General features: G+C 52.4%; 20 protein-coding genes. 10 read left to right on the top strand and 10 right to left on the bottom strand.

Annotated features, from left to right (window positions below; genetic code table 11):
* Positions 1–124 precede the first annotated feature (124 nt).
* The 5 genes from IPF95_03440 to IPF95_03420 are packed head-to-tail and all read left to right on the top strand — an operon-like array spanning position 125 to position 4,619.
* Positions 125–1,207, top strand: coding sequence for an efflux RND transporter periplasmic adaptor subunit (locus IPF95_03440; GenBank protein ID MBK6473747.1), 1,083 nt, complete (start codon positions 125–127; stop codon positions 1,205–1,207).
* Between the two features lie 9 nt (positions 1,208–1,216).
* Positions 1,217–2,476 carry an ABC transporter permease gene (locus tag IPF95_03435; GenBank protein MBK6473746.1) on the top strand — a complete coding sequence of 420 codons (1,260 nt, stop codon included), beginning with the start codon at positions 1,217–1,219 and terminating at the stop codon, positions 2,474–2,476.
* Entirely contained in the window at positions 2,473–3,153 is a 681-nt protein-coding gene (locus tag IPF95_03430; GenBank protein MBK6473745.1) for an ABC transporter ATP-binding protein, read from the top strand. The genes IPF95_03435 and IPF95_03430 overlap by 4 nt, the downstream gene beginning before the upstream one ends.
* Before the next feature lie 46 nt (positions 3,154–3,199).
* Positions 3,200–4,186, top strand: a complete 987-nt coding sequence (locus IPF95_03425) for an aldo/keto reductase (GenBank protein ID MBK6473744.1) — start codon at positions 3,200–3,202, stop codon at positions 4,184–4,186.
* 10 nt (positions 4,187–4,196) lie between these two features.
* Positions 4,197–4,619, top strand: a complete 423-nt coding sequence (locus IPF95_03420; GenBank protein MBK6473743.1) for an EamA family transporter — start codon at positions 4,197–4,199, stop codon at positions 4,617–4,619.
* A 5-nt stretch (positions 4,620–4,624) separates the two neighbouring features.
* On the opposite strand, the gene IPF95_03415 is transcribed toward IPF95_03420, so the two are convergent.
* From IPF95_03415 to IPF95_03400, 4 genes are all read right to left on the bottom strand, one after another.
* Positions 4,625–5,806, bottom strand: coding sequence for an efflux RND transporter periplasmic adaptor subunit (locus IPF95_03415; GenBank protein ID MBK6473742.1), 1,182 nt, complete (start codon positions 5,804–5,806; stop codon positions 4,625–4,627).
* A 44-nt stretch (positions 5,807–5,850) separates the two neighbouring features.
* Positions 5,851–10,203: a CusA/CzcA family heavy metal efflux RND transporter gene (locus IPF95_03410; GenBank protein MBK6473741.1), complete on the bottom strand. Its 4,353-nt coding sequence runs from the start codon at positions 10,201–10,203 to the stop codon at positions 5,851–5,853.
* A gap of 165 nt (positions 10,204–10,368) precedes the next feature.
* The gene (locus IPF95_03405) at positions 10,369–10,749 is read right to left on the bottom strand and encodes a hypothetical protein (protein ID MBK6473740.1); all 381 of its coding nucleotides are present in this window, start codon (positions 10,747–10,749) and stop codon (positions 10,369–10,371) included.
* Between the two features lie 80 nt (positions 10,750–10,829).
* A complete protein-coding gene (locus IPF95_03400; protein MBK6473739.1) occupies positions 10,830–11,063 on the bottom strand; it encodes a hypothetical protein in 234 nt (77 codons plus the stop codon).
* A 363-nt stretch (positions 11,064–11,426) separates the two neighbouring features.
* Between IPF95_03400 and IPF95_03395 the strand changes: the two genes are divergently transcribed.
* Positions 11,427–12,938 (top strand): T9SS type A sorting domain-containing protein, encoded by a 1,512-nt coding sequence (locus IPF95_03395; GenBank protein MBK6473738.1) that lies wholly within the window; start codon positions 11,427–11,429, stop codon positions 12,936–12,938.
* Between the two features lie 79 nt (positions 12,939–13,017).
* Here IPF95_03395 and IPF95_03390 read toward each other — a convergent pair whose 3' ends face one another.
* From IPF95_03390 to IPF95_03375, 4 genes are all read right to left on the bottom strand, one after another.
* Positions 13,018–13,260 carry a CPBP family intramembrane metalloprotease gene (locus IPF95_03390; GenBank protein MBK6473737.1) on the bottom strand — a complete coding sequence of 81 codons (243 nt, stop codon included), beginning with the start codon at positions 13,258–13,260 and terminating at the stop codon, positions 13,018–13,020.
* A 90-nt stretch (positions 13,261–13,350) separates the two neighbouring features.
* A complete protein-coding gene (locus tag IPF95_03385; GenBank protein ID MBK6473736.1) occupies positions 13,351–13,593 on the bottom strand; it encodes a hypothetical protein in 243 nt (80 codons plus the stop codon).
* A gap of 207 nt (positions 13,594–13,800) precedes the next feature.
* Complete coding sequence (locus IPF95_03380) at positions 13,801–15,555, bottom strand: T9SS type A sorting domain-containing protein (protein ID MBK6473735.1); 1,755 nt, start codon at positions 15,553–15,555, stop codon at positions 13,801–13,803.
* Positions 15,552–15,935: a hypothetical protein gene (locus IPF95_03375; protein MBK6473734.1), complete on the bottom strand. Its 384-nt coding sequence runs from the start codon at positions 15,933–15,935 to the stop codon at positions 15,552–15,554. The genes IPF95_03380 and IPF95_03375 overlap by 4 nt, the downstream gene beginning before the upstream one ends.
* Positions 15,936–16,157: 222 nt before the next feature.
* Between IPF95_03375 and IPF95_03370 the strand changes: the two genes are divergently transcribed.
* The 4 genes from IPF95_03370 to IPF95_03355 all read left to right on the top strand — a co-directional run bounded on the left by IPF95_03370 (position 16,158) and on the right by IPF95_03355 (position 21,317).
* Positions 16,158–17,645 (top strand): T9SS type A sorting domain-containing protein, encoded by a 1,488-nt coding sequence (locus tag IPF95_03370; protein ID MBK6473733.1) that lies wholly within the window; start codon positions 16,158–16,160, stop codon positions 17,643–17,645.
* Between the two features lie 125 nt (positions 17,646–17,770).
* Positions 17,771–18,256 (top strand): DUF2059 domain-containing protein, encoded by a 486-nt coding sequence (locus IPF95_03365; protein ID MBK6473732.1) that lies wholly within the window; start codon positions 17,771–17,773, stop codon positions 18,254–18,256.
* A gap of 247 nt (positions 18,257–18,503) precedes the next feature.
* Positions 18,504–19,565: a hypothetical protein gene (locus IPF95_03360; GenBank protein MBK6473731.1), complete on the top strand. Its 1,062-nt coding sequence runs from the start codon at positions 18,504–18,506 to the stop codon at positions 19,563–19,565.
* Between the two features lie 183 nt (positions 19,566–19,748).
* Positions 19,749–21,317, top strand: coding sequence for a T9SS type A sorting domain-containing protein (locus tag IPF95_03355; GenBank protein ID MBK6473730.1), 1,569 nt, complete (start codon positions 19,749–19,751; stop codon positions 21,315–21,317).
* Positions 21,318–21,653: 336 nt separating this feature from the next.
* On the opposite strand, the gene IPF95_03350 is transcribed toward IPF95_03355, so the two are convergent.
* Both IPF95_03350 and IPF95_03345 read right to left on the bottom strand, forming a co-directional pair.
* Complete coding sequence (locus IPF95_03350) at positions 21,654–22,655, bottom strand: IS110 family transposase (GenBank protein ID MBK6473729.1); 1,002 nt, start codon at positions 22,653–22,655, stop codon at positions 21,654–21,656.
* Positions 22,656–22,978: 323 nt separating this feature from the next.
* On the bottom strand, positions 22,979–24,544 hold the full coding sequence (locus tag IPF95_03345) for a T9SS type A sorting domain-containing protein (GenBank protein ID MBK6473728.1): 1,566 nt from the start codon (positions 24,542–24,544) through the stop codon (positions 22,979–22,981).
* Positions 24,545–24,740 lie beyond the last annotated feature (196 nt).

The following is a 24,740-nucleotide window of genomic DNA, read 5'->3' as shown; positions in this document are numbered from 1 at the left end:
TGGCAAAGATGAGACTTTTCCGATCGGTCACGGCGCAGAGCCCCGGTGCTGATCATCTGCACATTGATTCATCTTGCGTGACCTCTGTCACCTTCCATGCCCTTGAATACGCGAACTTTGCTCTATGTTACCACGCGCATTGATCGTCCTTTCACTCGTGTACTTTACAGGTTGCAAAGAAGACATAGACACCATCACCCCTACCATTGGTACGATCACCGAAAGTGTTTACGCAAGCGGCGTAGTAAAAGCGGCGGGGCAGTATCACGTAATTCCGACGGCGAACGGGACGCTCTTGGCGCTCTTGGTGCAGGAAGGCGATACCGTTAAAGCCGGCCAGCCGCTCATGCGGATCGATGACCGGACGAGCAGCCTTGCCACGAACAATGCGTTCGCACAATTGCGCAATCTGGAGCGCAACGTGCGCGATGATGGCCCAGTGCTCGGCCAACTAAGTACCGCAATGGATCAGGCCCGTGATAAGCTTGCCGTGGACAGTGCCAACTACATGCGCCAGAAAGCACTGTGGGAGAAAGAGATCGGAAGTCGTTCAGAATTCGATCAGCGCGAATTGGCCTATAATTCCAGTCGTTCCGCTTACCAGCGAACACAGAAGGCCATAATGGAAACGCGCGATAAACTAAGGACCGAGCTGGAGATCGCAAGGAATACCGTGGCGATCAACACTGCAGGAAATGATGATCGCACACCGCGCAGTTTGATCGATGGCATCGTGTACGACATCATGATCGAGCCCGGTGAATTGGCCACTACGCAGAAGCCTGTTGCGGTGATCGGCAGTGCAACGGATCTGTACCTGGAATTGGAAGTGGACGAGTATGATATCCGCCAAGTAAAGCCCGGTCAGATGGTGTACGTGACGTTGGATAGTTACGCGGATCAAGCCTTCGCGGCGGAGATCACGCGCATCATCCCGCTCATGGATCAGCGCTCGCGCACGTTCAAAGTGGAAGCACGTTTCACGGAAACGCCTGCTATGTTGTATCCGAATTTCACGGTGGAAGCGAGCATTGTATTGCGTACGAAAGAGAACGCACTCACCGTGCCGGCAAGCTATGTGGTGGACAATGGGTTCGTGCTCATCGGTAAGGACGAACGGAAGGCCGTAAAGCTCGGCGCACGCGATCTGCAACAGGTGGAGATCTTGGAAGGCATAGATGCCAACACGACACTTTACAAGCCTTGATCAGCGGCCATGCAACTGCTGATCGACATCGCCATTACGTTATTGCGGGCCAAGTTGCGACAGAGCATCGTGGCAGCGGTGGGTGTCATGTTCAGCATTGCCATGTTCGTTACGCTCTTGGGTTTCATGAACGGCTTGAACACGTTGTTGGATGGTCTTATCCTGAACCGGACACCGCACGTTCGTTTGTACAATGAACTGCATCCTTCAACAGAGCAGCCCATCGAAAAAGCATTCCATCACACGGGTGATAGCACGCATCATTTCATCCGTAGCATTAAACCAAAGGACGACCTACCGCGTTTGCGCAATGCAACGGCGATCATGTCCGCATTAGAGAATGATGAACGTGTGCTTGCTGTTTCACCACGGCTGGTAGCGCAGGTGCTGTTCAATATCGGCACCACTGATCTGAACGGGATCGTGAACGGCGTGGATGTCATGAAGGAAGTGCAGTACTACACCTTCAATGATTACCTGGTGCAAGGTGATCCGAGCGATCTCGCGACAAGCAACAACACCATCGTACTGGGCAAAGGGTTGGCGGAGCTGATGGAAGCAAAGATCGGCGATGTGGTGCAGGTGACCACCGCAACCGGCGACCGTGCAATGCTGCGCGTGGTGGGCTACTTCCAAAGTGGTATGGCGGACTACGACAAAGTGCAGTGCTTCGCGAACATCAAGACGGTGCAGAAATTATTGGTGCGCCCCGGAAGTTACCTCACGGACATCAATGTGAAGTTGCATGACATTGCGGATGCGCCTGCCATGGCGAAGGAATTCACATCGCGCTTTGGTGTGCAGGCCGTCGACATACAAACGGCAAATGCGCAGTTCGAAACAGGTAGCGATGTGCGCAACATCATCAGCTACGCAGTGGGCATTGTTCTGTTGATCGTAGCGGGCTTCGGCATCTACAACATCCTGAACATGATGATCTATGAAAAGCTCGATGCGATCGCGATCCTCAAGGCAACCGGTTTCAATGGCAGCGATGTGCGCACGATCTTCTTGTTGCTCAGCATCATCATCGGCATAGTTGGAGCGGTGGGTGGATTGGTAGTTGGAATAGGCTTACAATTAGTGGTCGACAACACTCCTTTCGTAACAGCTGCTTTGCCAACGATCACCACCTTCCCGATCGACTACTCGATCAGTTACTATGTCATAGCAGTAACCTTTGCTTTGCTCACCACCTGGGTGGCAGGATGGTTCCCGGCCAGTAAGGCCAGCCAGATAGACCCAGTAGAGATCATCCGCGGAAAATGAGCAGTGAAGTGAATGCATTGGAAGTGGTGAAGGTGAGCAAGTCCTTCCATGATCCGGTTACGGTGAAAGTGCTGAAGGAGGTCTCGTTGGAATTGAAGCGCGGGGAGTTCGTGAGCATCACCGGAAAGAGCGGCTGTGGCAAAAGCACGTTGTTGTACATCCTCAGTACCATGGATACGGACTACGAGGGCGAGTTGCTCATCGATGGCGAAGCGACCCGTGGAAAGTCGGGATCACGGTTGGCGCGTATCCGCAATGAAAAGATCGGCTTCGTTTTCCAGTTCCATTACTTGCTTACGGAGTTCAGTGTGTTGCACAATGTGATGTTGCCGGGTTTGAAGCTGGGTAAGAAAAGCAAGGCGGAAGTTGAACACCGCGCCATGGAGTTGCTCAAGGAATTGGATATCGGTGAACAAGCATTGAAAAGTGCCAACCAGATCAGCGGTGGCCAGAAGCAGCGGGTAGCGATCGCACGTGCGTTGATCAATGATCCGCTCATCATCATGGGCGATGAACCCACCGGTAACCTGGATAGCAAGAACAGCGAGATCGTATTCGAGATCTTCCAACGGATCGCTTCGGAACACAAGCGCAGTTTATTGGTGGTCACCCACGATGAGGATTTCGCAAAGCGCACGGACAGGATCATTGAAATGGATGATGGCAGGGTGGTGTGAGTTGATACCTTTGTCGTTCAACTAGCCTAATACATCAGTGAACACCATGCGCTACCGCAGACTAGGCACATCCGGCCTCCAAGTATCAGAAGTTTCATTGGGCTCTTGGCTCACGTTCGGTAAGCAGATCACCGATCCCGTTGCAGAAAAGTTGATGAAGGTCGCCTACGATGGTGGCATCAACTTCTTCGACAATGCAGAGATCTACGCACGCGGAGAAAGTGAGCGCGTCATGGGCAAAGTGTTGAAGAAGATGAAGTGGAGCCGCGATTCGTGGATCGTGAGCAGCAAGGTGTTCTTTGGTGCGGGTGGCAAATTGCCGACACAGGTCGGGTTGCACCGCAAGCATGTTGTTGAAGGGTGTAACGATGCGCTCAAGCGATTGCAAGTGGAATACATCGACCTCTTCTTCTGTCATCGGCTGGACAAGAACACACCGATCGAAGAGACCGTGTGGACCATGCACCAACTGATCATGGCAGGCAAGATCCTGTATTGGGGAACCAGTGAATGGAGTGCGCAGGAGATCATGGAAGCGCATATGTTCGCCAAGCAGAACCATTTGATCGGACCGATCATGGAGCAACCGCAATACAACATGTTCCACCGCGATAAAGTGGAAGTGGAATTCAGCCAAGTTTACAAGACCGTTGGACTAGGCACAACGATCTGGAGTCCGTTGGCGAGCGGCATACTCAGCGGAAAACACCGTGACACCAAAGCGAGCAAAGGAACCCGCCTCACCATGGAAGGGTTGGATTGGTTGCGTGAACGCGAGCTGACCGAAGCGCGCTTGAAGAAAGTGGATAAGCTGAAAGTGATCGCCGAAAAGCTGGATCTCTCACTTCCTGTAATGTCGCTTGCGTGGTGTTTGAAGAACCCGAACGTTAGCACGGTGATCCTTGGCGCAAGCAAGGAAGCACAGCTCAAAGAGAACCTTGGTGCTGTGGAAGCGCAGGACAAGTTGACCACCGCGGTGATGGAAAAGATCGCGAAAGTGCTGGACAACGAACCGGTACGGCCGTTGTTCTGATCAGAGCACGATGGAACGCTCTGTGCTCTTTGCGTTGATCTCCATGGTCTTCGCTGGTATTACAGCGGTGATCGCCAAGCTCGGCATGAAGAACGTGAGCGGCGATGTGGCGCTCGCGGTGCGCACCACGCTGATCTTTGCGTTGGTGTGGATCAATTCACTCGCGTTCCGGCAGGTAACGGAATTGAAATTGCTCACACGCAATGACCTGTTGTTCCTGTGCCTCTCCGGCGTTACAACATTCCTATCGTGGCTCTTCTATTACCGCGCTATGAAAGAGGGGAGTGTAGCGTTGGTCTCCACGATCGATAAGGCCAGCATTGTGATCACCATCCTGCTCTCCGTGTGGATCCTGAAGGAACCGCTCACATGGCGTTTGGCGCTCGGCGGTTCGTTGATGGTCGCTGGGTTGGTGGTGCTGGTTTGGAAGTGAGCCCATCAATGCCCGTGTTCCCCCGAACCTTTTGTTAGTTCGCTCAGCAGGTAGTACGCACCCTTGATCACGATCCGCGCATCCGGCTCCAAAGCGGTCAATGGTTTCACTTCCGTGTAGCCTAACTCACTTGCACCAATGCGCACCGACACTTGCCGGAACGTGCCGGTGCCAGCCTCAGAGGCCGCCCCTGTTCCTTCCTCAACAAAGATGTAATGTTCATCGCCATTGCTCACCACGGCATCGTTCGGTAGGCTCCATGCCTGTGTGCTGTCGATCCTGATCAGTGCTTCGATGTACATGCCCGGCAACAATTCCTCACCGGTATCATCCAAGCGTGCATGCACCAACACGGCTTGTTGATCCGTCTCGAATGCTTTGTTGATCGCGAAGACAACGGCGGTATGTTGGCCCACCGGTTCCCCTGCATGTCCGAAGACGACCTGCTGACCGATCTTCACCTTGGCCACATCCTGCTCGAACACATTCAGGTCGATGTGCAACCGGCGCGTGTCCACGATCTCGAAGAGTGGTTTGTTGGGTTCTGCGAATTGGCCGAGGTTGACGTTGATGCGTTTCAGGTTACCGGTGATGGGTGCACGCACGGAATAGGCCGCACTCATGTTCTCCGGTGTCAGTCGCGCGGGATCCGTTCCGAAGAGCCGCAGCTTGGCGGCCAACCCTGCTTTGCGCGCACGTGCGCTGCTTGCATCGGCCTGTGCGCGTTCCACTGTTTTTGTTGCATTGATGCGATCGGTCTGTAGATCCTGTTGACGCGTAAGGTCCGCATCGAATACGTCCAGATCGGATACCGTTACCAGATAGTCCTGTTGCAATTGCAGATGCTCCAAGCTCTCCAAGGTGGCGAGCAGGGTGCCTTTCTCCACATGCTGTCCTTCTTCCACCAGCACCGACCTTACCAGACCGCCGATCAGTATGCTCACTTGCGCATTCTGGTCCGGAGGTAGTGCAAGATGCCCGTTCGCTTTCAAGGACGACTTCAATCCGCGTTGTTCCATTGTTCCTGTTACCAAGCCGATCGCTTTCACTTGATCTGCAGTGAGCACTACCTCCGGGCCGTGATCCGTGGCATGATCCATCGTTGCTTCTGGTGCAGCGGTCGTGGTGGGTTCGCTTCTGCATGCACCGAGCAGTAATATCAGCGCGATGGGGAGGAGGTAGCGCATGTTCCTTGTTGAATTCTTGATTCCCTTATTCATTGGTCACGTAATTATTGGCCTAGTAAACTCTTTAAATGAAGCAGTGTAAGCGCGAGCTCGAATCGTGTGCGCAAGTGTTCGCTATCGATGCGGTAGGAGCGATCGACCCCTTGTATGAATTCCATGTAACCGACATCGCCGTTGAGATATGCGCGTTCGGCATCGCCGCGAAGTGTTGATGCCAGTGCAGTTCCGGTGCCTTCGTAGTACGCAAGGTTCTCGCGCAATTGCACCAGCCGTGTGCGCGTTCGTATCAGCTCCGTACTGCGGGTGCGACGGACATCCTCGAACTGTTGTTGTGCGATCTCGCTGCGCAAGCGCGCAGCTTTTGTGCGCACTCCTTGTCCGCTGCCGGGTAGTGGCATCGATGCACCGATCAGGTATCCGCTGAAGGGTGAAAGACCATCCAGGCTCTGGTAGAATCCGCCACCTTGCAAGCTGGGTGCCCACTGACTGCGTTCCAATTTCCAGGCTTTCTCTGCGAGTGCGACACGCTGTTGTTCTTGCAGTAGAACGGGATCCATGCCAACATCGGGATCCGGTGCGTGCGCAAGAAGGGTCATCGAATTCGTGTCCGGTAGTGCGCCGTTCAATCCACCGGTCCAGCGTTCCAGTTCGGCTTGGTAGACTGCAAGATCGCCTTCCGCCCTGCGCAATTCAATGGCTATCTGGTCAGCACTGCTTTGCGCACTCACCTTCTCCAATCTGCCCGTCTGTCCTACTTCGAACTTGCGGTCGGCATAGGTTGCAAGTCGTGAATAGATGGTGTCCAAGCGTTTCAGCAATGCGATCTGCTCTGCGGCCATGGTCCATTGCAAATAGGCACCGCCTGCACTCTCCTTCACCACGCTCCGTGTGGTCAACTGATCCGCTTCCGCCAAGCGTAAACTTTCTTTCAGGTAGGCCGCACGTTGCGCGATCACCGTAGGGAAATCGATCCCGGTAGTGGCCTGCAGATTGAAGTCGCGCGCATACCCGCTATTGATCTGCCCGTGCTGGTATTGCGCATTGATCGGGTTGAGCTGGAACGCTGTTCTGCGCAGGACCTCCTGCTGTTGAACATTCAACTCGGCTGCGGTAATTGTAGGATGCGTTCGCAACGCGCGGCTCACTGCGCTGTCCAGCGGAAGCACTTGCGCTTGGGCACTTGTTCCAACGAAGAGCAGGAGCAACAATGCGGGTACGACGGTCGCTGACGTACCGGATGACCGTTTGCGCCTGCGGGTATACACAAGATGATAGAGCACCGGCAATACAACGAGCGTCAGCAGCGTGGAACTGATCAGACCGCCGATCACCACGGTGGCCAAGGGACGTTGTACTTCACTGCCCTCACTGTTGCTTAATGCCATCGGTAGAAAACCGAGCGATGCCACTGCCGCTGTCGCGAGTACTGGACGCAGCCGCGCGAGCGTTCCGCTGATCACACGTTCAGTAATGCGTTCAGCCTTTTCATCATCCGTTATGCCGGATCCGTCATCCAATGCTGCGTCACGGGATCGCTCCAACTGATCGAAGTAGCTGATCAGTACAATGCCGTTCAACACCGCTACACCGAAGAGTGCGATGAATCCGATGCCTGCACTGATACTGAAATCAAGTGAGCGGATCGAAAGTGCGAATACGCCACCGACTGCTGCGAGTGGCACTGCACTGAAGATGATCAGCGCTTGCTTCACCGAACCGAATGCGAAGAACAGGAGAATGAAGATCAATGCCAAGGCAAGCGGCACGGTGAGCATCAACCGCGCACTTGCTTGTTCCAGGTTCTTGAACGTTCCGCCGTATTCCACGAAGTAACCCGTCGGTAATTTCAACTTCGCATCGATCGCTTTCTGGATGTCCTTGGCTACACTTTGGATATCGCGACCGCGCACGTTGGTCTCCACGACGATGCGCCGTGCGCCGTTCTCGCGGCTCACTTGCGCAGGGGCACTTTGGAAACCGATCTCGGCCAACTGGCCAAGCGGCATCTGCGCACCATTGGGCAATGGAACCAATATGCTTTTCACCTTGTCGGCATCCGCATCGCGCATATCCGCCAAGCGTACCACAAGGTCGAAACGACGTTCCCCTTCATACACCACACCTGCATGTCCACCGGCCAGCGCGGTATTGAGCACACGGTTGAGATCGGCGATGTTGAGACCGTACTGCGCTACGCGTTCGCGATCATAGTTCACCACCAATTGAGGCATACCTACCACCTGTTCTACCTTGATATCCGTGGCACCGTCGATGGTGCCGATCAGCGCGGCCACTTCATTCCCGCTCTTGAACAATTGATCCAGATCATCTCCATAGATCTTCACGGCGATATCGCTTTTAACACCGGCGATCAACTCGTTGAACCGCATTTGGATGGGTTGTTCAAAGCTCAAGTTCAAACCGGGTATCACGTTCATTTTTTCGCTCATCAGATCGGCCATGTGTTCACGGTCCTTGGTGGTTACCCACTGGTCCTTGTCCTTCATCACGATCAAGAGGTCCTGGCTTTCGATCGGCATGGGATCCGTAGGTATTTCGCTGGATCCGATCTTGCCCACCACCTCTTTCACCTCGGGGAAGTTCTTCATAAGTATCCGTGCCAGTTCATTACTTACCTGAATGCTCTCGCTCAGATTGCTGCCCTGCCGGATCACGACGTTGGTAGCGAAATCCCCCTCGTCCAATTCCGGAATGAACTCACCTCCCAAGCGATCGAAAGCGACCATGGCCACAAGGAACAACAGCAGCGCACTGCCGAGCACCATGCGGTGATGATGCAACAGGAAACGCAACTTCGGCGCGTACCAGTTCTGCAACCGGTGGATCATGCGTTCGCTCCAGCTTTCCCCTTTAGGAATGTCCTTGCTTAGGAAGATCGACGTTGCCCAAGGCACATAGGTAAGACTAAGGATCAGTGCACCGATGATCGCGAAACTCACCGTGAACGCCATCGGCCGGAACATCTTTCCTTCCACACCGATCAGCGCGAAAATGGGAACGTACACGATCAGGATGATGACCTGCCCGAACACGGCGCTCTTCATGATGCTGCCCGCACTGGTGATCGTTTCATCATCCATGCACTCGCGCGAAAGTCGTTGACCTCCGAAGCGTTGGTGCAAGGCGAACATCATTCCTTCCACCACGATCACGGCACCGTCCACGATCAATCCGAAATCCAGCGCACCCATGCTCATCAGGTTCGCACTTTGCCCGGCCACCACCATGCATGAGATCGCGAAGAGCAACGCCAAGGGGATCACCGTAGCAACGATCAATCCGGCTCTCCAATTGCCGAGCAAGAGGATCAGCACACCGATCACGATCAACGCACCCATCAGCAAGTTGTGCTCTACGGTACCGATGGTCTTGTTCACCAATTTCGCGCGATCCACGAATGCATCAATGTGTACGCCTTCCGGTAGACTGTGCTGTACATCGACCATGCGTTCCTTCACAGCGGTAACGGTCGCCAAGGCGTTCGCTCCTTTCAGCATCAGTACAACACCACCTACTGCTTCTCCCTCGCCATTGCGGGTAAGTGCACCGTAGCGCACCGCGTGCCCAAAGCGCACTTCGGCCACATCGCGGATCCGCACCGGACTGCCGCCACGTGAACTCACCACGATGTTCTCCATGTCCTTCAGCGAGGTCACTAATCCTTCGCCGCGGATGAAGTAGATGTTCGGTCCTTTCTCGATGTAGCTACCGCCGGTGTTGCTGTTGTTGTTCTGCAAGGCGGCGAACACATCCAACAATGAAAGTTTCGCTCCTGCCAAACGCCGTGCATCCACGCTTACTTCATACTGTTTCAACAGACCGCCGAAGCTGCTCACATCGATCACGCCGGGCACGCCGAGCAAGTGCTGGCGCACCACCCAGTCCTGCAAGGTGCGTAGTTCGATCAGGTCGTACTTATCCTTGTGTGCACTGTCCACGGCCAGTGTGTATTGGTAGATCTCGCCCGTACCCGTCGTTGGCGGTGCGATCTCCGGTGTGCCATAACCCGGTGGTATGTTGGCCTGCACCTGTAGAATGCGTTCGCCTACCCATTGCCGTGCAAGGTTCGGGTCCAAGGCATCCTTGAACACTACGGTGATCACCGAAAGGCCGCTGCGCGAAACGCTGCGTAGTTCCACTACATCCGGCAGGTTCTTGAAGGCCTGTTCCAAGGGGAAGGTGATGAATTTCTCCACCTCTTGCGTGGCAAGGTTGGGCGCAATGGTATTCACCAGCACTTGGTTATTGGTGACATCGGGCAGTGCGTCGATGGGTAATCGGCTCACGGAATAAGCACCCCAGCCGATAAGGGCCAAGAGCAGCAGACCGGTGATCAGTTTATTGCGTACACTGAATGTTATTATGCGATCGATCATTGAAATGCGAAATGGAATATGGCTCCTGTAACGTCGACCCTCCCGGCTCTAGGCCGGGATGGCAGGGTAGACCGCTATTGGACGTTTGGATCGGGATCATCCCCCACGGAAATACGGGGAAACGGGGTCAACGACTTTGCCCGGACACATCCGGGCGAATATCAACTACGCTTTTGGCGGTTGCCACACGTCGTCGCTTAACAGAAAGGAGTACGACATGTCATCGATCACAGGTGGATCGGGAATGCTTACAGAGCAAGTGAAAACAGGTGTGTTCGGCGGCATCGGAACAGCGATCTGCACCGTGTGCGAAGTGCAGTCGTGATCACCTTGGAACGGAAGTTCGCTTCCATGTCCACTGTCCGTGTGTTTATGCGAGCCGCTCAAATAATGATCGGCCAAGAAACAGAGGATCGTCTCATCCGCGTCTTCCTGTGCATGTTCAACGTAATGGGCAATAAGACCGGGTAGCTTGATCAACTGATGCAATTCAGTGATCGAGCAGACGTAGGAGCCAAGGAGAACTATGACAAGCCAGCGGTACATCCGCGGCGAAGGTAAGCAGGTCCGGTGAATTGAATTCGTGCTAGCACGTTAATAGGTGTTATCCGCTATCATGAGCGTACCTACTTTCTCTTAATGTCCACGGTAGCGGGTCGCACCTCAGCGTCTCCCGTAGGAACGAAGAATGGCCTGCGGGAAACATCACGTTGTTCATCCAGCCATTGTGAAAGGCGGTCCCGACGAGCGATGTAGGCATCGCGGTGAATGACAGGAGACTGATCGAATTCACCAACCTCCTTATGGGTGTTCTCCTCCTTGTTGGAGAGGAACCGACTGATGGTTTTCAAGAGCTGCATACCAGACTCCTTGCAAGAGGCATGCCTAAAATAATATTCCTCTGTTACGCCCCGCTGCAAAGCCCATAAATGATCTGTGGTTTCTAATTTCCGGACGGGACCGTAGAAGAAACTCCCCGATCATTCAAAGTTCTTCGAATTCGGGAACTCTGACAGCGTCAATAACAGGCTGAGCGCTTTCAGCTTGTTGGGATTTCTCGTTCGAAGCGAATACCCGGATCATTGAACATTAAAAAATGCGCTGCGAATAGCGGCAACCTAAAGTATTTTACACGTCTCTAAAGGGACCATAGGCCCAATTGTATGATATGTCCTTGTGTCACCGGACCAGATCGCACTGGTCGAACTTTAGTAGAATTGCATATGAACCGTTCACTTACTTTTATTAGCGCAGTCTTGCTTAACGGTGTCCTTTCCCACTCCCAGACCTTCAAGAATTCCATCGAAGATGCGAATGGGCGTGCAATAGCGAATACTGCGGATGGTGGGTTCGTTCTTGCTGGAATTAATTGGACCCACAGTGTTACGGGTGACATGTATCTGGTGCGGACGAACGCGAACGGAGAAGTTCAATGGTCGAGAACCTTTGGCGGATCGGAGCGTGACTATTGTGCAGCAGTTGAAGAGACGAATGACGGTGGATCCATGATGGTCGGCTCAACAGAGAGCTTTGGAGCTTTGGGCAGAGATGTCTACGTAGTGAAGACCAATACAACAGGCAATGTCCTATGGTCCCGGACCTATGGCGGGCCATACGATGATGATGGTTCGGCGATGGTGCTTACCAGTGATGGTGGTGCCATTATTGCTGGGACCGCTGTAACGACCAGCGACCCTAGCACGGGAGCGAGTGCTTACGTCATCCGCATCGATGCTAGTGGCGATACACTTTGGACTAATACCTATGATACGGGATCGGGCAATGGCGCGAGTTGGATCTGTCCTGCATCAGGTGGTGGTTATCTCATTTCGGGTACAATGGGCTTGACATCGCCGTTGATCAATGGAATGATGCTGATCCGCATCGATGACAACGGTATTGTCGTTTGGAGTAAGACTACGGATACGCTCCTTGCCGATGCATTCTCATGCGCTTCGACCAGCGATGGGGGTTTCATTGTAGCCGGAAGAGTCGGTGTAGCGGCCTGTCTGCTCCGCTTGAGTTCCGATGGTGATCTCATGTGGTCCAACATGTATTACAAACAGAATTGCAGCAACAAAGCGTATTCTGTTCGGGAACTTGCAGATGGTGGTTTCGTTTTTTCCGGCGATACCGATCTACATGCCTGGTTAGTGAGAACTGATGCAAGTGGAGAACTGGTCTGGCAATACACCTATGCAGAGACCTATAAGAATTACAATCAGGTGGTGATCACCAATAATGGTGGCTTTGCCGTTGGTGGTGAGATCGTTGAACCGACAGTGCAAGGGATGCTCCACTTACGGACCGATGCCGATGGATCTACTACCTGCCTGCCAAAGACCCCGCCGATCATAGTAGAAATACCAGCATTTGCATTGTCCGCTCCATTGGTGTCGGTCGGCTCATTCGGTGCGGTAAGAATACCGAACACCGTAGTTGGAGAGGGATCCGAGAGGGTTGAATTGTGCCCCACATTCACCGGTACACAGGATATTGAAAGCACCCAACGTATTTCACTATTTCCGAACCCAGTTACGAACGAATTTACTATCAAGGCCGAACTCAATGTCATTGCATTGGAGATCGTTGATCATACAGGCCGTATGGTCAGGATCGTTAATTGGATCCACGGTCAGAACAAAGTGGATGTCAATGAACTTTCGCCTGGACATTATCTGCTGCGTATGATCCACCGTGAGGGATCAAGCATTGCTTCATTCGTAAAGGAGTAGGCGGAAGTCACTGCAACTTTATTCGTTGATCCTAGTGCATCGGAAGCGCATGGTTTTCTGGCGGAGATCCTGTACGGGTTCAACGAAGAAAGATCTCCACGAACGGGTCCCGATCCACTATGGTGTAAAAGCAAATGGCGCCGAGCCAGCCGTGGAAGAACCCAAGTACATAGATGTTCCTTTCTTTAAGGAACAGATACCCGTAAACAAGTGCAAGTACGAACGTGGGGATCATGAGCCACACAAAAGGATAATGTACCAGCGAGAAGAGGGTAGCGGTAAGCACAATTATTTGCCAGTTCGTTAAGTTCGGGGGGCGCATGTCGTGAAGATTTCCTGCGACCAACGAGATCAAAAGGAATTGTTGGATGATGCCCCATATCGGATACAGGATCAATATGGGCAGGATGTGTCATGATACGTTCAGCGTGCCGTTGTACGCACCAATGCCAATGCAAGCAACAAGCGAAACCAACGCAAAAGGCAGCAACGTTTTGATCGATGCACGGAGATTGTCCGTTCTGTATCCCCAAGCTTTCAGGCGCGGTGGATCAGTGCGTGCTTCACGGACCACGTAAACTGTCCAAGCAAGTATGATCACGGAAATAAAGAGGAACTTAAGATCTAGAAAGTCCATGAACACGAACTTGCCCATTGCCGTAAGAAAGACCGCACCAATTTCCCAATACCGTTACTTATTGTTCAAATGGATCTGGTTTGAAGTTGTACCAAGAACACTGTCCGTAATAATGCAACATACATTTTTTTACGTTGGGTCTCGCTAACAATAGATCTGGACCGATGAGGGCTTTCTCACAGTGGACCTTGCAACACCAACGGTTCACACCACACCCCACCACTCCTATTCAAACACCACTATCCGCGTAGTAGCGTTAGTTGATCCGTCCGAGTTCACCAGCGTGTAAATACCCGGTGCATTCAAGTGCATGATCGGGTCAGCAGAACCGGGATTCAGGACCAAGCTGTGCACCGATCTTCCGGTGGCGTCGATCACCTCGAATGTGCCACCAACTCCATGCACGCGGAATGTGCCATCGTTCGGGTTCGGGTACGCGAACAGCTCCTTTGCTCCCCATGTTGCTTGTGCTATTGGAGTGAACTCTTCCGTGCCGTCAAGGTCCACCATGCGCAAGCGGTAATAGTTCACGCCGTCCTTCGGATCGGTATCCATGAAGCGGTAATCCAACGTCGTAAATGAAGAACCTGCCGCACCGAGCTCGCCTATGGGTTGCCAATCGATAAGGTCCGCGGAGCGTTGCACAACGAAATGCGAAGTGTTCATTTCCGAGGCCGTTACCCAATTCAATTCGACGCCATCGGTTATGGTCATTGTCTCGAATGAAAGCAGTTCGATCGGAAGAACCACCGGCTCGCAACTGACCACCGCCGTGCCACCGAACTGCAGTGGCACAACCGTAGAAACGGAACTCCAGTTACTGAAGCAGATAAGGTATTGCTCGCCGGTCTGCACGGCCAACGGAGGTTCGTAATTCCCTGGATCGCCTCCGCCGGGAACCGTGGAAGCCAATCCTGTTCCACCGAAGCTGACCCAATTCCAATTACAGGTCACCGGTGCTTGTGCGTTCGCAGGAATATCGCTGCACGTACCGGCCGAATAGGGGTACATGATCCAATCATAAAAACCTGCTTGCGTACCCAACCCACCGAACGTGAATTCCAGCAGACCACCTTGTGAAATGTTCACCACCATCCACGTACTGTTCAGTTCATTGTTCTGCAAACATCCTTCATTGTCGGAACCCCAAGGACTGAGTGTTCCATCACCCCACGTAAGGAGCGGATTGCCATAGGAACCGAGTGGTGGGATCTCATTCATGGTACCGATACCATTCGGGTCTATTGCGAAACTGACATTGGTGCAGATGTTCACCGCATCCGGACAATCACTAGCGGTAACAGGGCCCGAATTCGTGCAATTGGTAGCCGGCACACCTAACGGAAAAGTGGACTGCCCAAAAGCGCCCGTGGACAACTGCCCGGTCTGTACGGGATTGCCAAGGTCGTCGTTCAGGGTCCATGTTGCGCCATCCCAGCCGTCACCGAAATCATCGAACATTTGCAGTGTTATGCAACCCGTATCCAAACACAACGAAAGCGTTGTGGGTGCAAAACCCGACGCTACGGTATTCGCTCCGTTGATCAGATTCCAACTGATCTCTGTGGGATACAACCCTGCAGTGACCACCATCGTGTACTGATCGCAATTTCCGCTGGAACAACCGCCACCCAAGGAGACCTGCATGGTACCGAAACTCCCGTTGCCCAAGGTGCCTGTGCCGACCACCACACCCGTTGCGGTAACGGCCACGGTATAGGTCGCACCATTCCAACCATCACCGAACGTGTCGTAGAGGTTGAATTGATAGCACCCGTCCGGTTGGCACGTGGTTATGGTAGTAGGCGCCAACCCGGTAGCGACCACCACACCCAGATCATTCACCAGCTCCCAATCGATCTCATAGTCATAGAACCCACCGCCAACGGTAATGGTGTAGTTGGTGCATTGCCCGTACACCACGCTGGCCGGTGCCAAAGCACACAGAATAGCGAGGGTGCGTATCACCGATGCCCTCATCTGCGAATAGGGGCTTCCCCACATTGTGCAGGGTCGAGGTGTTTGAACGGAGCGGTAATGGAGGGAGTGCGAATGAAGCAGGAAACGGACATCGCTACCGGTGCAAGTAACTGGTTCATATCCGCCAAGGTGATGGTGCATGCAGGATCCACATGCAGTAGAATGTTATGTGTGTTATGATCAACTCTGCATAGGACCACTCCGGGTCGTGCGCGCAGGATCATGGCGGCTTGGTGGGCGTGCTGCGGCGAAACCGTTCCGTGTACCAACGTCTGTATGCGGTTCAAGGAAGATGCTGCGGATGGTTGCGCAATGCCAACTGTACCCAAGAGCAGGATACAACAGAACAGCATCATCAAATGCACAACGGAACGTCCCATTAAAATGCAATGTAGCGAAACGGATCTGATTGTTTTCGAACTTCGTTGACACCGTCGAATTTTCTGTTCCGAATTACGCATGTTCCGCAAGCGCAAGGAACCGGTGTGCGAACTTCCGCCGTTCGGTGAAGATCCTGCACCCGTGTAAAATGCACTACCTTGGTTTGGTTATTCCAGCATGCGCTGCGATCATTCACTCAACACGCCACCAACGGAATGCACATGAACGTGATCCCAACTTTTTCCAATGCATTGCTTTCCGTGGCCGTGCTATTCGCGTTCGGCGTGCAGGCGCAAGTGCAACTAGGAAATGACATTGATGGCGAGGCAGAAGGGGATAGATCTGGGAGGGTAGTAAGCATGCCGGATCTGTATACAGTTGCTATTGGTGCATCAGGGAATAGTGATGCTGGTTCAGATGCTGGTCACGTACGTGTGTATGCGTGGATTTCCGGTTCATGGGTACAAAAAGGAGCGGACATCGATGGTCCTGCAATTGCTGATAACGACGGTTGGTCCGTGAGTATGCCGAATCCGGATATGGTCGCAATTGGTGCTACCGAATACAACCTGTTGGGTACCCGTCCCGGACATGTGCGCATCTTTGAATGGAGCGGATCAGCTTGGCTCCAGAAAGGGTCGACCCTACTAGGCGAAGGGCTGGGTGATGGTTTTGGCGGACAGGTGAGCATGCCCGATGCATTTACCGTTGCTATTGGCGCGACGTTCAATGATGGTAACGGCGCCAATGCCGGCCATGTTCGCATATACACGTGGAACGGAATGGATTGGGAGCAGAAAGGAACTGACATTGACGGCGAAGCTGCAGGCGATAATGCCGGATGGGATGTGTGCATGCCTGATGCGAACACGGTTGCTATAGGTGCACCTTACAATGATGGCGCCGCAACTAATGCCGGTCATGCACGTATCTTCGAATGGGATGGTAGTGCTTGGATACAAAAGGGAAGTGCAATCGAAGGTGAAGCCACTTTCACAGGATGGGGTGCCCGACTTGCCATGCCAAGTGCAAATACCCTTGCAGTGGGTTCAGCTTACGATGACACCAATGGCACCAACGCTGGTAGCGTGCGCATTTACGATTGGAACGGTACTAGCTGGGTAGAAAAAGGGAACGGCATTTTCGGTGAAGCGGAAGATGACCTCATGGGTGGTGGCGGCATCAGCATGCCCAATGCGAACACCATCGCCATCGGCACCGGCAACAACGATGGTAATGGAAGCGACGCCGGCCATGTGCGCATCTTTCAATACAACGGTTCCGCCTGGGTACAAGCGGGCGTGGACATTGATGGGGAAGCCACTGGAGATCGATCCGGTGATCTTGCCATCAGCATGCCCGATCTGAACACGGTAGCCATCGGTGGCATGTACAACGATGGCAATGGCAGCAATTCCGGGCATGTACGCGTTTATTCGCTCTCCACGATCACTTCAATGGACAACACGTTCGGCACCACCACCTCCATTCAACCGAACCCGACCAACGGCATGCTTACCATCAACCTCGGCACGTACAATACACCCGTGCGCGTTACCTTACGCGATGCACAAGGCCGTGCATTGAATACCACCACCTACAACAATGTGCAACCCATTACACTGCCCATTGAAGGGGTGCCGGGCATCTACTTCGTTGAACTACACAACCAGAACAACACCATTACACGGATGGTGCTAAAGCAGTAACGCACGCGGACAGTTATTCGAAGATCGCAGTTCCGGAAAGGACAGTGGAACGCGCCCAGCGTTGAGGTAGTAAACCAACTTAATGCTAACCTTGTCCGGACGAAACTGAACTCTTCCCACTCCCCATGAAATACCTCCTGCTCTCACTGCAATTGATGGTGCTGCTCAACACCACCTACGCACAGCAAGTTGACACAACGATCTTCGCCCGGATCAATGAACAGATACAGCACTTCGTACCCGATACCGCGAACGTGCCCGTGGATAGTGTTACGTATAGGATCCGCGAATTGCGCGCATTGAAGGGCGGTTTCAACATACAGGAAGCCATGGCTTATAAACTCACCGAAGCCTTGGGTAAGCAAGAGATCTCCGATTCCACCTACCAGGCCCTCAGTACCTACATCGAAAGCGGGAATGGAAAACGGCTGCTTGACAATGCCATAACTGCGATCTACCGGGACCAGTTCACCTACGCGGAACTCGGCGACCTCATCGCCTTCTACAGCAGCCCCACGGGTCAGAAAATAGCACGCGAAACACCGCTCATAATAGTGGCATCCATCAAGTCCGCGGAATTCGTAATGGCGCTATCCGGTTCAACGGACTAAGGCAGGAACACGCGGAAGTTCAATTACTAAAGAGTTTCCACCGTGCGGTGGACCACTGATGCACTAGCAGTTCGCAGAGTCTCTGTCGGACAGCAGATGAGCCTGCGTGGGTTTAGAAGAGATCAATGGTTCAAAGGTTCAGAAGGCACGTTGCAGAAAAATTCAACCGGGCGCAGCGCCCAGAACATTCGTCAAGTTCTGATCCGGTTGATCACACGTTGGATCTTTCATATACTTTCGGATCATCATGATCACAAAGCACCTCTTAGCAGCCCTAGGTCTTACCATAGGCACTCTCGCATTCGGGCAAATAACCATTACAAGTGATGATCTGCCGATAGTTGGAGAGCAATGGCAAGCACATTGGGATAATGATGGTGGCCCTGATTTTGGGCCAACACCGGCCGGTGCCGATCAATACTGGAATTGGACCAATGCCTTCTCCGTCGATGAAACCTTGACGTATGATTGGAATTCACCGGAAGATAACGCTGGTAATGATCTGTTCCCATCGGCAACGTTAGCATGGACCGCTGACGGAAGTTCAGCCTTCTACAACGTAGGGCTGGATGGCTTATCCGTAGTTGGGAGTTACTATACGGACAATGACCTTGTGCGCATCCAGTACTCGGAGGGTGGGCTTGTACTACCTACGCCTTTCACTATGAACAGCACGCGCAGCACGGAGGTGGTCATCACGACAGTAGTGATACCTGGAAACGGTAATGATGCAAGTAGGTCCGTGTCGTATCAGACCTCTGATTTCAATTGTGACGCGTGGGGTACCTTAACAACTCCCGCCTATCCATTAGGCGCAAGCGTGCTGCGCATTCATTTGAACACCGTGCATATCATGGACAGTACATTCACTGATGCTTCTGGAACCGGTAATGGGCCTTGGACCTTCACCAGTACCCAGGCGTTAGGAGATACATCATCCTGGTACCTGTACGTTCAGAATGGGCTTCCGGCAGTAGTTGCTGAAACATCCGGTGATGGCGATTACGCATTGTACAATTCAAGCACTAGCCAAACAGGAGTGTTGAATGGAACGATGGAACCCACAGAAGCTCTGGCTTACCCCGTACCATCCTTGACCGGCATGGTAAGTACCCGCCCAAATGAAGTAGCGGCTGTCCGTGTTGAAATACTCAACGCTACAGGAGAAGTAGTAAACCGACTTAATACACAGAAGGTCGACATCATACACCTGAACACCGCAGATTATGCGGTGGGAGCATACCATTTCCGTTGCTTCAATGTTCAAGGCGAGGTGGTCGGTCAAGGTCAGTTCGTAGTAGCAGATTGAAACGGTGTTTCAATGCGCCAAAGGCATTTGACACCAGGGTCGTCCGCCAAAACCCGGACAGACCCTGCGGTGGTCTAAAAGCGTGGGAGACCCCTGAGACAGTTCAATAGATCAAGCACTTTGAGATGGTAGATGCTCTAGGAATTATGTGATTACATTGCCTGCTAACTTATAGAACCAACCATGAAACCTCTCTCTGTAAAGACCACAGTACTTACTGCACTTACCCTTTTGGGACTAGGCGATCTCCTAGCTCAGCGGGACTCTACGTTCAACATGACAAGCTGGAACAATTTCGATTTCAATGGCTTCTCCTTTGGTGCGACTGATGTAGCTGAAGATGTGACCATTCAAAGCACCGGGCGCATTGTTGTCGGAGGGTGGTTTGCAAGCGGTGCGGGCGGGAATGGATGGAATTGCGGGATGACCGGGTTCATGACTTCCGGTCTACTGGACTCAACTTTCGGTGTTGATGGAAGTAGTAGACTGGACATTTCGCTTGCTTCGAATGACCGTGGTGTATCACTGATCGTTGACGGTGTGGATCGGCTTTATCTGGGTGGTGGTTCGGATTCTCGTTCTGCTATATGCCGCTTCACTCAGGATGGGATCATTGACAGTACGTTCGGTGTAAATGGCCGCGTTGTTGAACAAGGATCGATCGCGAATGGGATCACACAAATTGTATGGGATGACCAAGCCCGCTTGCTATGTTCAGGAAGTTACGGCAGTGATGGAGCGATCTGGCGATTATCTGAAGATGGTACATATGATGGGTCTTTTGGTACGAATGGTAGGGTTTTGATGGAGGCCCTCGCGAGCAGCTCCTCCTTCAATTGTATTGCTTTCGACACCGCCACAACCACATACACCGTGGCCGGTAACACCGGTAGCGACATATTGGTCGCGCGATTCAGCGCAGCCGGCACGTTGGATACCACTTTCGCTGGCACTGGTTGGACCACCCGCTCGTTAAGCAATTTCAACGACGAGCTGCACAGCATTGCCATCGATAGCGAACACCGCATCTTAGTGGGTGGTTCGCAGACCAATGGTAACGAGGCAGTCGTACTGCGTTACCAGTGGAACGGCATACTTGATACAACATGGAATGAGAACGGTGTTGTTGTGCTGAATTTCTTGGGGGTCGATGAAGCCGTGAACGAGATCAGGGTGCAAGCGGATTGCAGGGTATTGGTTTGTGGTGGCGGGGATGGATATGACAATTTGAGTCAGGCAACCCTTGCGCGGCTCGAACCGAACGGTGTCCTGGATGCTTCGTTCGGTACGGCAGGTGTACACTTAGAGACGATTGATAGTGCATTAAACACTCCAACGACGTTTACGGGAATGACATTGGACAATGCCGATAGGATCATCGCGGTCGGCCGTGTTTATATGACGAGTTTTTATTATGGTGATTTCTTGATCGGACGGTACTTATCGCCCAATGACTTCGCCGTCGATTGCACTCCGGAATTCAACCTCGGTGTTGAAGAGCTCTCGTCAGCGGGTCGCTTGGATCTTTATCCGAATCCTTGCTCAACGCAGGTCTCGATCCAAATGCCGAAGGAAGTAGCGCTTATCCAAGAAGTTGAACTGTTCGACTCTGCAGGTCGGCGCGTGGCACAGTATTCAAACCTTTCAAACGGTTCGATCTTGGACCTTCCCGCGCTCGGGAATGGGTTGTACCTAATCCGCTGCAGTGCGCGTGGTAGTGTGCTCCAAACCAAATTGCTCGTTGACAATTAGACCGCACAACGCTAGCTTGGATCACTGGTTCTTGTAGTCTGGGAAGAACACCTTAGGCCGCTGCATGGTTAACCGAGATGACCTGCATCTGTGACGGGGCAACTATCCGAACGGCACCAGGAGTGCGCAGGGTCTCGAGGCGAAGACTTATTCTATGTTAAAAACAAGCATAACGTAAAGTTTTTTTCAGGCATTAGGACTCCAGCCATGAACCAAGGATGAGGCCCACCCTTGATCCATGTTGTTGGCCGTTGCCATCATGCCTATCCCTGTTAGGTTGCTCTTCAGCAGAGCCTGCTTCCGTTTGGACACGACATACGAAGTACGGCAATCCGATCAATTCTGCACTAATTGCCGCTGCTCATAGGGCCGGTTGTTGCGGATCACGGCGCAAACACAATGGATGATCTTATTACGGACCGCATTGACAACCAATATCGGCTTCTTGCCTTCAGATACTTTGCGTTGGAAGTAGACCTTTAATTCTCCTTCGCGTTGCACGTTGGCAAGTGCAGCCATGTGGAGCATGGTCTTAAGGATCTTGTTGGCTTGATGTGATACTTGCGTTCGTCCGCGAATACTGCTACCAGAACTACGCTCAAATGGAGCTACACCAGCATGACATGCCAGTTCGCGTGGGTTCGTAAATCGATGGAAGCCATCGGTGAGCGCGATCAAATAGCTCGCTAATTGTGGGCCTACGCCGGGGATCGTGAGCAACAGGTTGTATTGTTCACTGGTTATATCATCGGCTTTGATCTGTGCCATGATCAGTTGCTCTACGCGTATCACGGCACGATCCAAAGCAACGGTCAAACGCTTGTCAAGTTGGTCGAACGCCTTTTTAATGTCCTTGTCCATGTAGCGGTTCAGGTCCGAGAGATGCTTCTTGTACATGGCTCTGACGCGAACCAAGTGTTGCCTACGTGTGAGCAGGTGCTTGAGTTTATCGAGCTTGAGGTTCTGTGCTGTGAACAAACGTGTTTTCTCTCGAAATGTGCGTGCGTATTGCGCGATCCGCAAAGCGTCCACTTTGTCGTTCTTCACACGCTTGATGCCCATGCTCTTTTGTATATCGAGCGGGTGCGCCAACCAAGCATGCCAGTGCTGCTCCACGATCAGATTAAGCAACATCAACGTATAGTGCCCGGTAGGTTCCAAACACACTAGGCATTCCCCGGTGTCAACTCCGTATCGTTTCTTCCAGCTGTTCATTAGCGTCATTACGGCTGTACGACCATTGCTTACTTGCAAGCTCTCCAAGTGAACACCGTGTTCATCGAGCAATGCGAAATCCAAGGTTGCACTGCTCACATCGATACCGATCCAATGCTTCATTTTCGTTTACTTTGAGGTTCAACAAATGATCGCTGTTGAGGCTGAGCGACAGGTCCGATGCTCCATGACTCTAATAGGCCCTTACGCCTAGCATTCTATCCGAGCCTTAGACCTGAGAAAGCCAGAGGTACCCATAAGTCTCTTAGGGCTTTAACCCTAGCTGCGGAGTTGGTTCACCCCTGGCTTGGCTCAGTTCTCTTCAGTGATCTATCGACATCTAAGAAAATAGTTCCTTAGTGACGATGCAATACTAGAGCCTGCGGAGGTTTAATCTTCTTACGCCTTCTGAATCGATCGAGAATGCCCATTGAAATGCTGGTTGTTCAGTTCTTGACCACCTTAACGCTTGCCGACTTTCCTTCAGCAGAAGTAATATCCAGAAAGTAGATTCCGCTTGCACCTTCCAGTTCGAATGTGACCTGCGCAGCTGTGCCGAAGTTGAAGGTGGCTACTTGCTTGCCGGTAATGTCGCTTACCTCTACATGTAGATCGTTGTAATAATGGTCAAGCGAAATGGTAATGTGGCCGGTTGTAGGGTTGGGTTGAACAGTGAGGTTTGGGCCGAAACCATTTTCGACTATGCCAACAACATTGGGGTCTTGATACACCCGAACATGGCCGGAAAGGTTTCCGTTGCCACCATTAAAGGGAGCCCCTATTGCCACGGTCGATCCACCAGCACTTAAAGCAATGGCGCAACCTGAAATATCGCTTGTGGAGCCACCTGAATGGTCACTTTCACCTTCGCCGTCAATATCTGCTCCGTGCTGTATCCAACCCCCTGATAGGAATTTATACACCCGCACATGACCTGCACTGAACATGTACCCATCATTATTAGGTGCCCCAATGGCAAGGGTCAAACCATTGGCGCTCAAGTTTACTGTAGCACCGGATTCATCAAAGGCTGCTTCACCATCAATAGCCGCACCAAGTGGTGTCCACAGCCCAGAAAGAAATTCATACACGCGCACACGGCCTGCCCTGATCCCGTTTCCGTTATTGAAGCGCGCCCCAATGGCAAGTGTCACGCCGTCATCGCTTAGACTTATCGAGCCACCGAATGCGTCATCCACCGCTTCACCATCAAGATCGGAACCTAACTGGACCCATTCTCCTGCCATGAATTCATAGACCCGCACGTGGCCGGAATCGTCTCCGTTCCCGTCGTTTTGAGGAGCCCCGATCGCAACGGTAGAACCATCTGCACTTAAGCTTACGGACCAACCTGAAACGTCACCGGCTGCTTCCCCATCAATATCCGCTCCTAACTGCATCCATTGCCCCGCGACGAATTCATACACCCTGACACTACCTGCGTATGTTCCGTTCTCGCTATTCCCAGGAGCTCCAATTGCCAGGGTCAACCCATCAGTACTTAAGCTAACCGACCAACCTGCTGAGTCATCATCAGCTTCTCCGTCAATGTCAGCTCCTAGTTGTGTCCACGCAGATCCATCCCATTGATACACCCGAACTTGGCCAGTATTAATTCCACTTCCGTTTCCGTCATTATAAATAGCGCCAATGGCAAGCGTCAACCCATCATCACTTAAGCTTACCGAGGCACCAGATTCGTCAAATGCAGCTTCCCCGTCAATATCCGCTCCTTGCTGTATCCAATTTCCTGAAACGAATTTGTATACCCGAACATGACCGGCATGTGTCCCGTTTCCATCATTATCACTAGCCCCAATGGCAACAGTCGATCCATCAGCACTAATGCTTACGGCCCGACCAGAGAAGTTCCATTCCTCTTCACCATCGATGTCCATACCGAGTTGGGTCCAGGACTGGGCACTTGCAATTGGTTGCATAAAAGCAACGGCAACGAGCAAGAGGCAACCTTGAACAACTCTTGGAATTGGAATGGTGGTTCTTGGGGTCATTTATATCGTACTCTGAATGTTTGCCAATTACGTTACAATGGTGCCGGACCAACTTCTTTCAAAAGACTGCGCACTAGCGTTTGTCATTCATTGCAATTCACCAATGTTGCAGCGCTTAGCGTGCCATGTGTATCAGTTGATGCACTTTAAGCCCAAATATAACCGAAGATATTCGGTGGGTCGCTGTCACTGTAGC

It is taken from the genome of Flavobacteriales bacterium (assembly GCA_016704485.1).
Classification (GTDB): domain Bacteria; phylum Bacteroidota; class Bacteroidia; order Flavobacteriales_F; family PHOS-HE28; genus PHOS-HE28.
This window is presented reverse-complemented; position numbering and strand designations above follow the sequence as displayed.

Excerpts from the sequence above, each read along its gene's own strand:
- IPF95_03370 (MBK6473733.1), top strand. The coding sequence starts at position 16,158 with ATGAACGTGATCCCAACTTTTTCCAATGCATTGCTTTCCGTGGCCGTG.
- IPF95_03360 (MBK6473731.1), top strand. The coding sequence starts at position 18,504 with ATGATCACAAAGCACCTCTTAGCAGCCCTAGGTCTTACCATAGGCACT.
- IPF95_03390 (MBK6473737.1), bottom strand. The coding sequence starts at position 13,260 with ATGCGCCCCCCGAACTTAACGAACTGGCAAATAATTGTGCTTACCGCT.
- IPF95_03385 (MBK6473736.1), bottom strand. The coding sequence starts at position 13,593 with ATGGGCAAGTTCGTGTTCATGGACTTTCTAGATCTTAAGTTCCTCTTT.
- IPF95_03400 (MBK6473739.1), bottom strand. The coding sequence starts at position 11,063 with ATGCAGCTCTTGAAAACCATCAGTCGGTTCCTCTCCAACAAGGAGGAG.
- IPF95_03380 (MBK6473735.1), bottom strand. The coding sequence starts at position 15,555 with ATGAGGGCATCGGTGATACGCACCCTCGCTATTCTGTGTGCTTTGGCA.
- IPF95_03425 (MBK6473744.1), top strand. The coding sequence starts at position 3,200 with ATGCGCTACCGCAGACTAGGCACATCCGGCCTCCAAGTATCAGAAGTT.
- IPF95_03375 (MBK6473734.1), bottom strand. The coding sequence starts at position 15,935 with ATGGGACGTTCCGTTGTGCATTTGATGATGCTGTTCTGTTGTATCCTG.
- IPF95_03415 (MBK6473742.1), bottom strand. The coding sequence starts at position 5,806 with ATGCGCTACCTCCTCCCCATCGCGCTGATATTACTGCTCGGTGCATGC.
- IPF95_03440 (MBK6473747.1), top strand. The coding sequence starts at position 125 with ATGTTACCACGCGCATTGATCGTCCTTTCACTCGTGTACTTTACAGGT.
- IPF95_03365 (MBK6473732.1), top strand. The coding sequence starts at position 17,771 with ATGAAATACCTCCTGCTCTCACTGCAATTGATGGTGCTGCTCAACACC.
- IPF95_03420 (MBK6473743.1), top strand. The coding sequence starts at position 4,197 with ATGGAACGCTCTGTGCTCTTTGCGTTGATCTCCATGGTCTTCGCTGGT.
- IPF95_03405 (MBK6473740.1), bottom strand. The coding sequence starts at position 10,749 with ATGTACCGCTGGCTTGTCATAGTTCTCCTTGGCTCCTACGTCTGCTCG.
- IPF95_03430 (MBK6473745.1), top strand. The coding sequence starts at position 2,473 with ATGAGCAGTGAAGTGAATGCATTGGAAGTGGTGAAGGTGAGCAAGTCC.
- IPF95_03435 (MBK6473746.1), top strand. The coding sequence starts at position 1,217 with ATGCAACTGCTGATCGACATCGCCATTACGTTATTGCGGGCCAAGTTG.
- IPF95_03345 (MBK6473728.1), bottom strand. The coding sequence starts at position 24,544 with ATGACCCCAAGAACCACCATTCCAATTCCAAGAGTTGTTCAAGGTTGC.
- IPF95_03395 (MBK6473738.1), top strand. The coding sequence starts at position 11,427 with ATGAACCGTTCACTTACTTTTATTAGCGCAGTCTTGCTTAACGGTGTC.
- IPF95_03355 (MBK6473730.1), top strand. The coding sequence starts at position 19,749 with ATGAAACCTCTCTCTGTAAAGACCACAGTACTTACTGCACTTACCCTT.
- IPF95_03410 (MBK6473741.1), bottom strand. The coding sequence starts at position 10,203 with ATGATCGATCGCATAATAACATTCAGTGTACGCAATAAACTGATCACC.
- IPF95_03350 (MBK6473729.1), bottom strand. The coding sequence starts at position 22,655 with ATGAAGCATTGGATCGGTATCGATGTGAGCAGTGCAACCTTGGATTTC.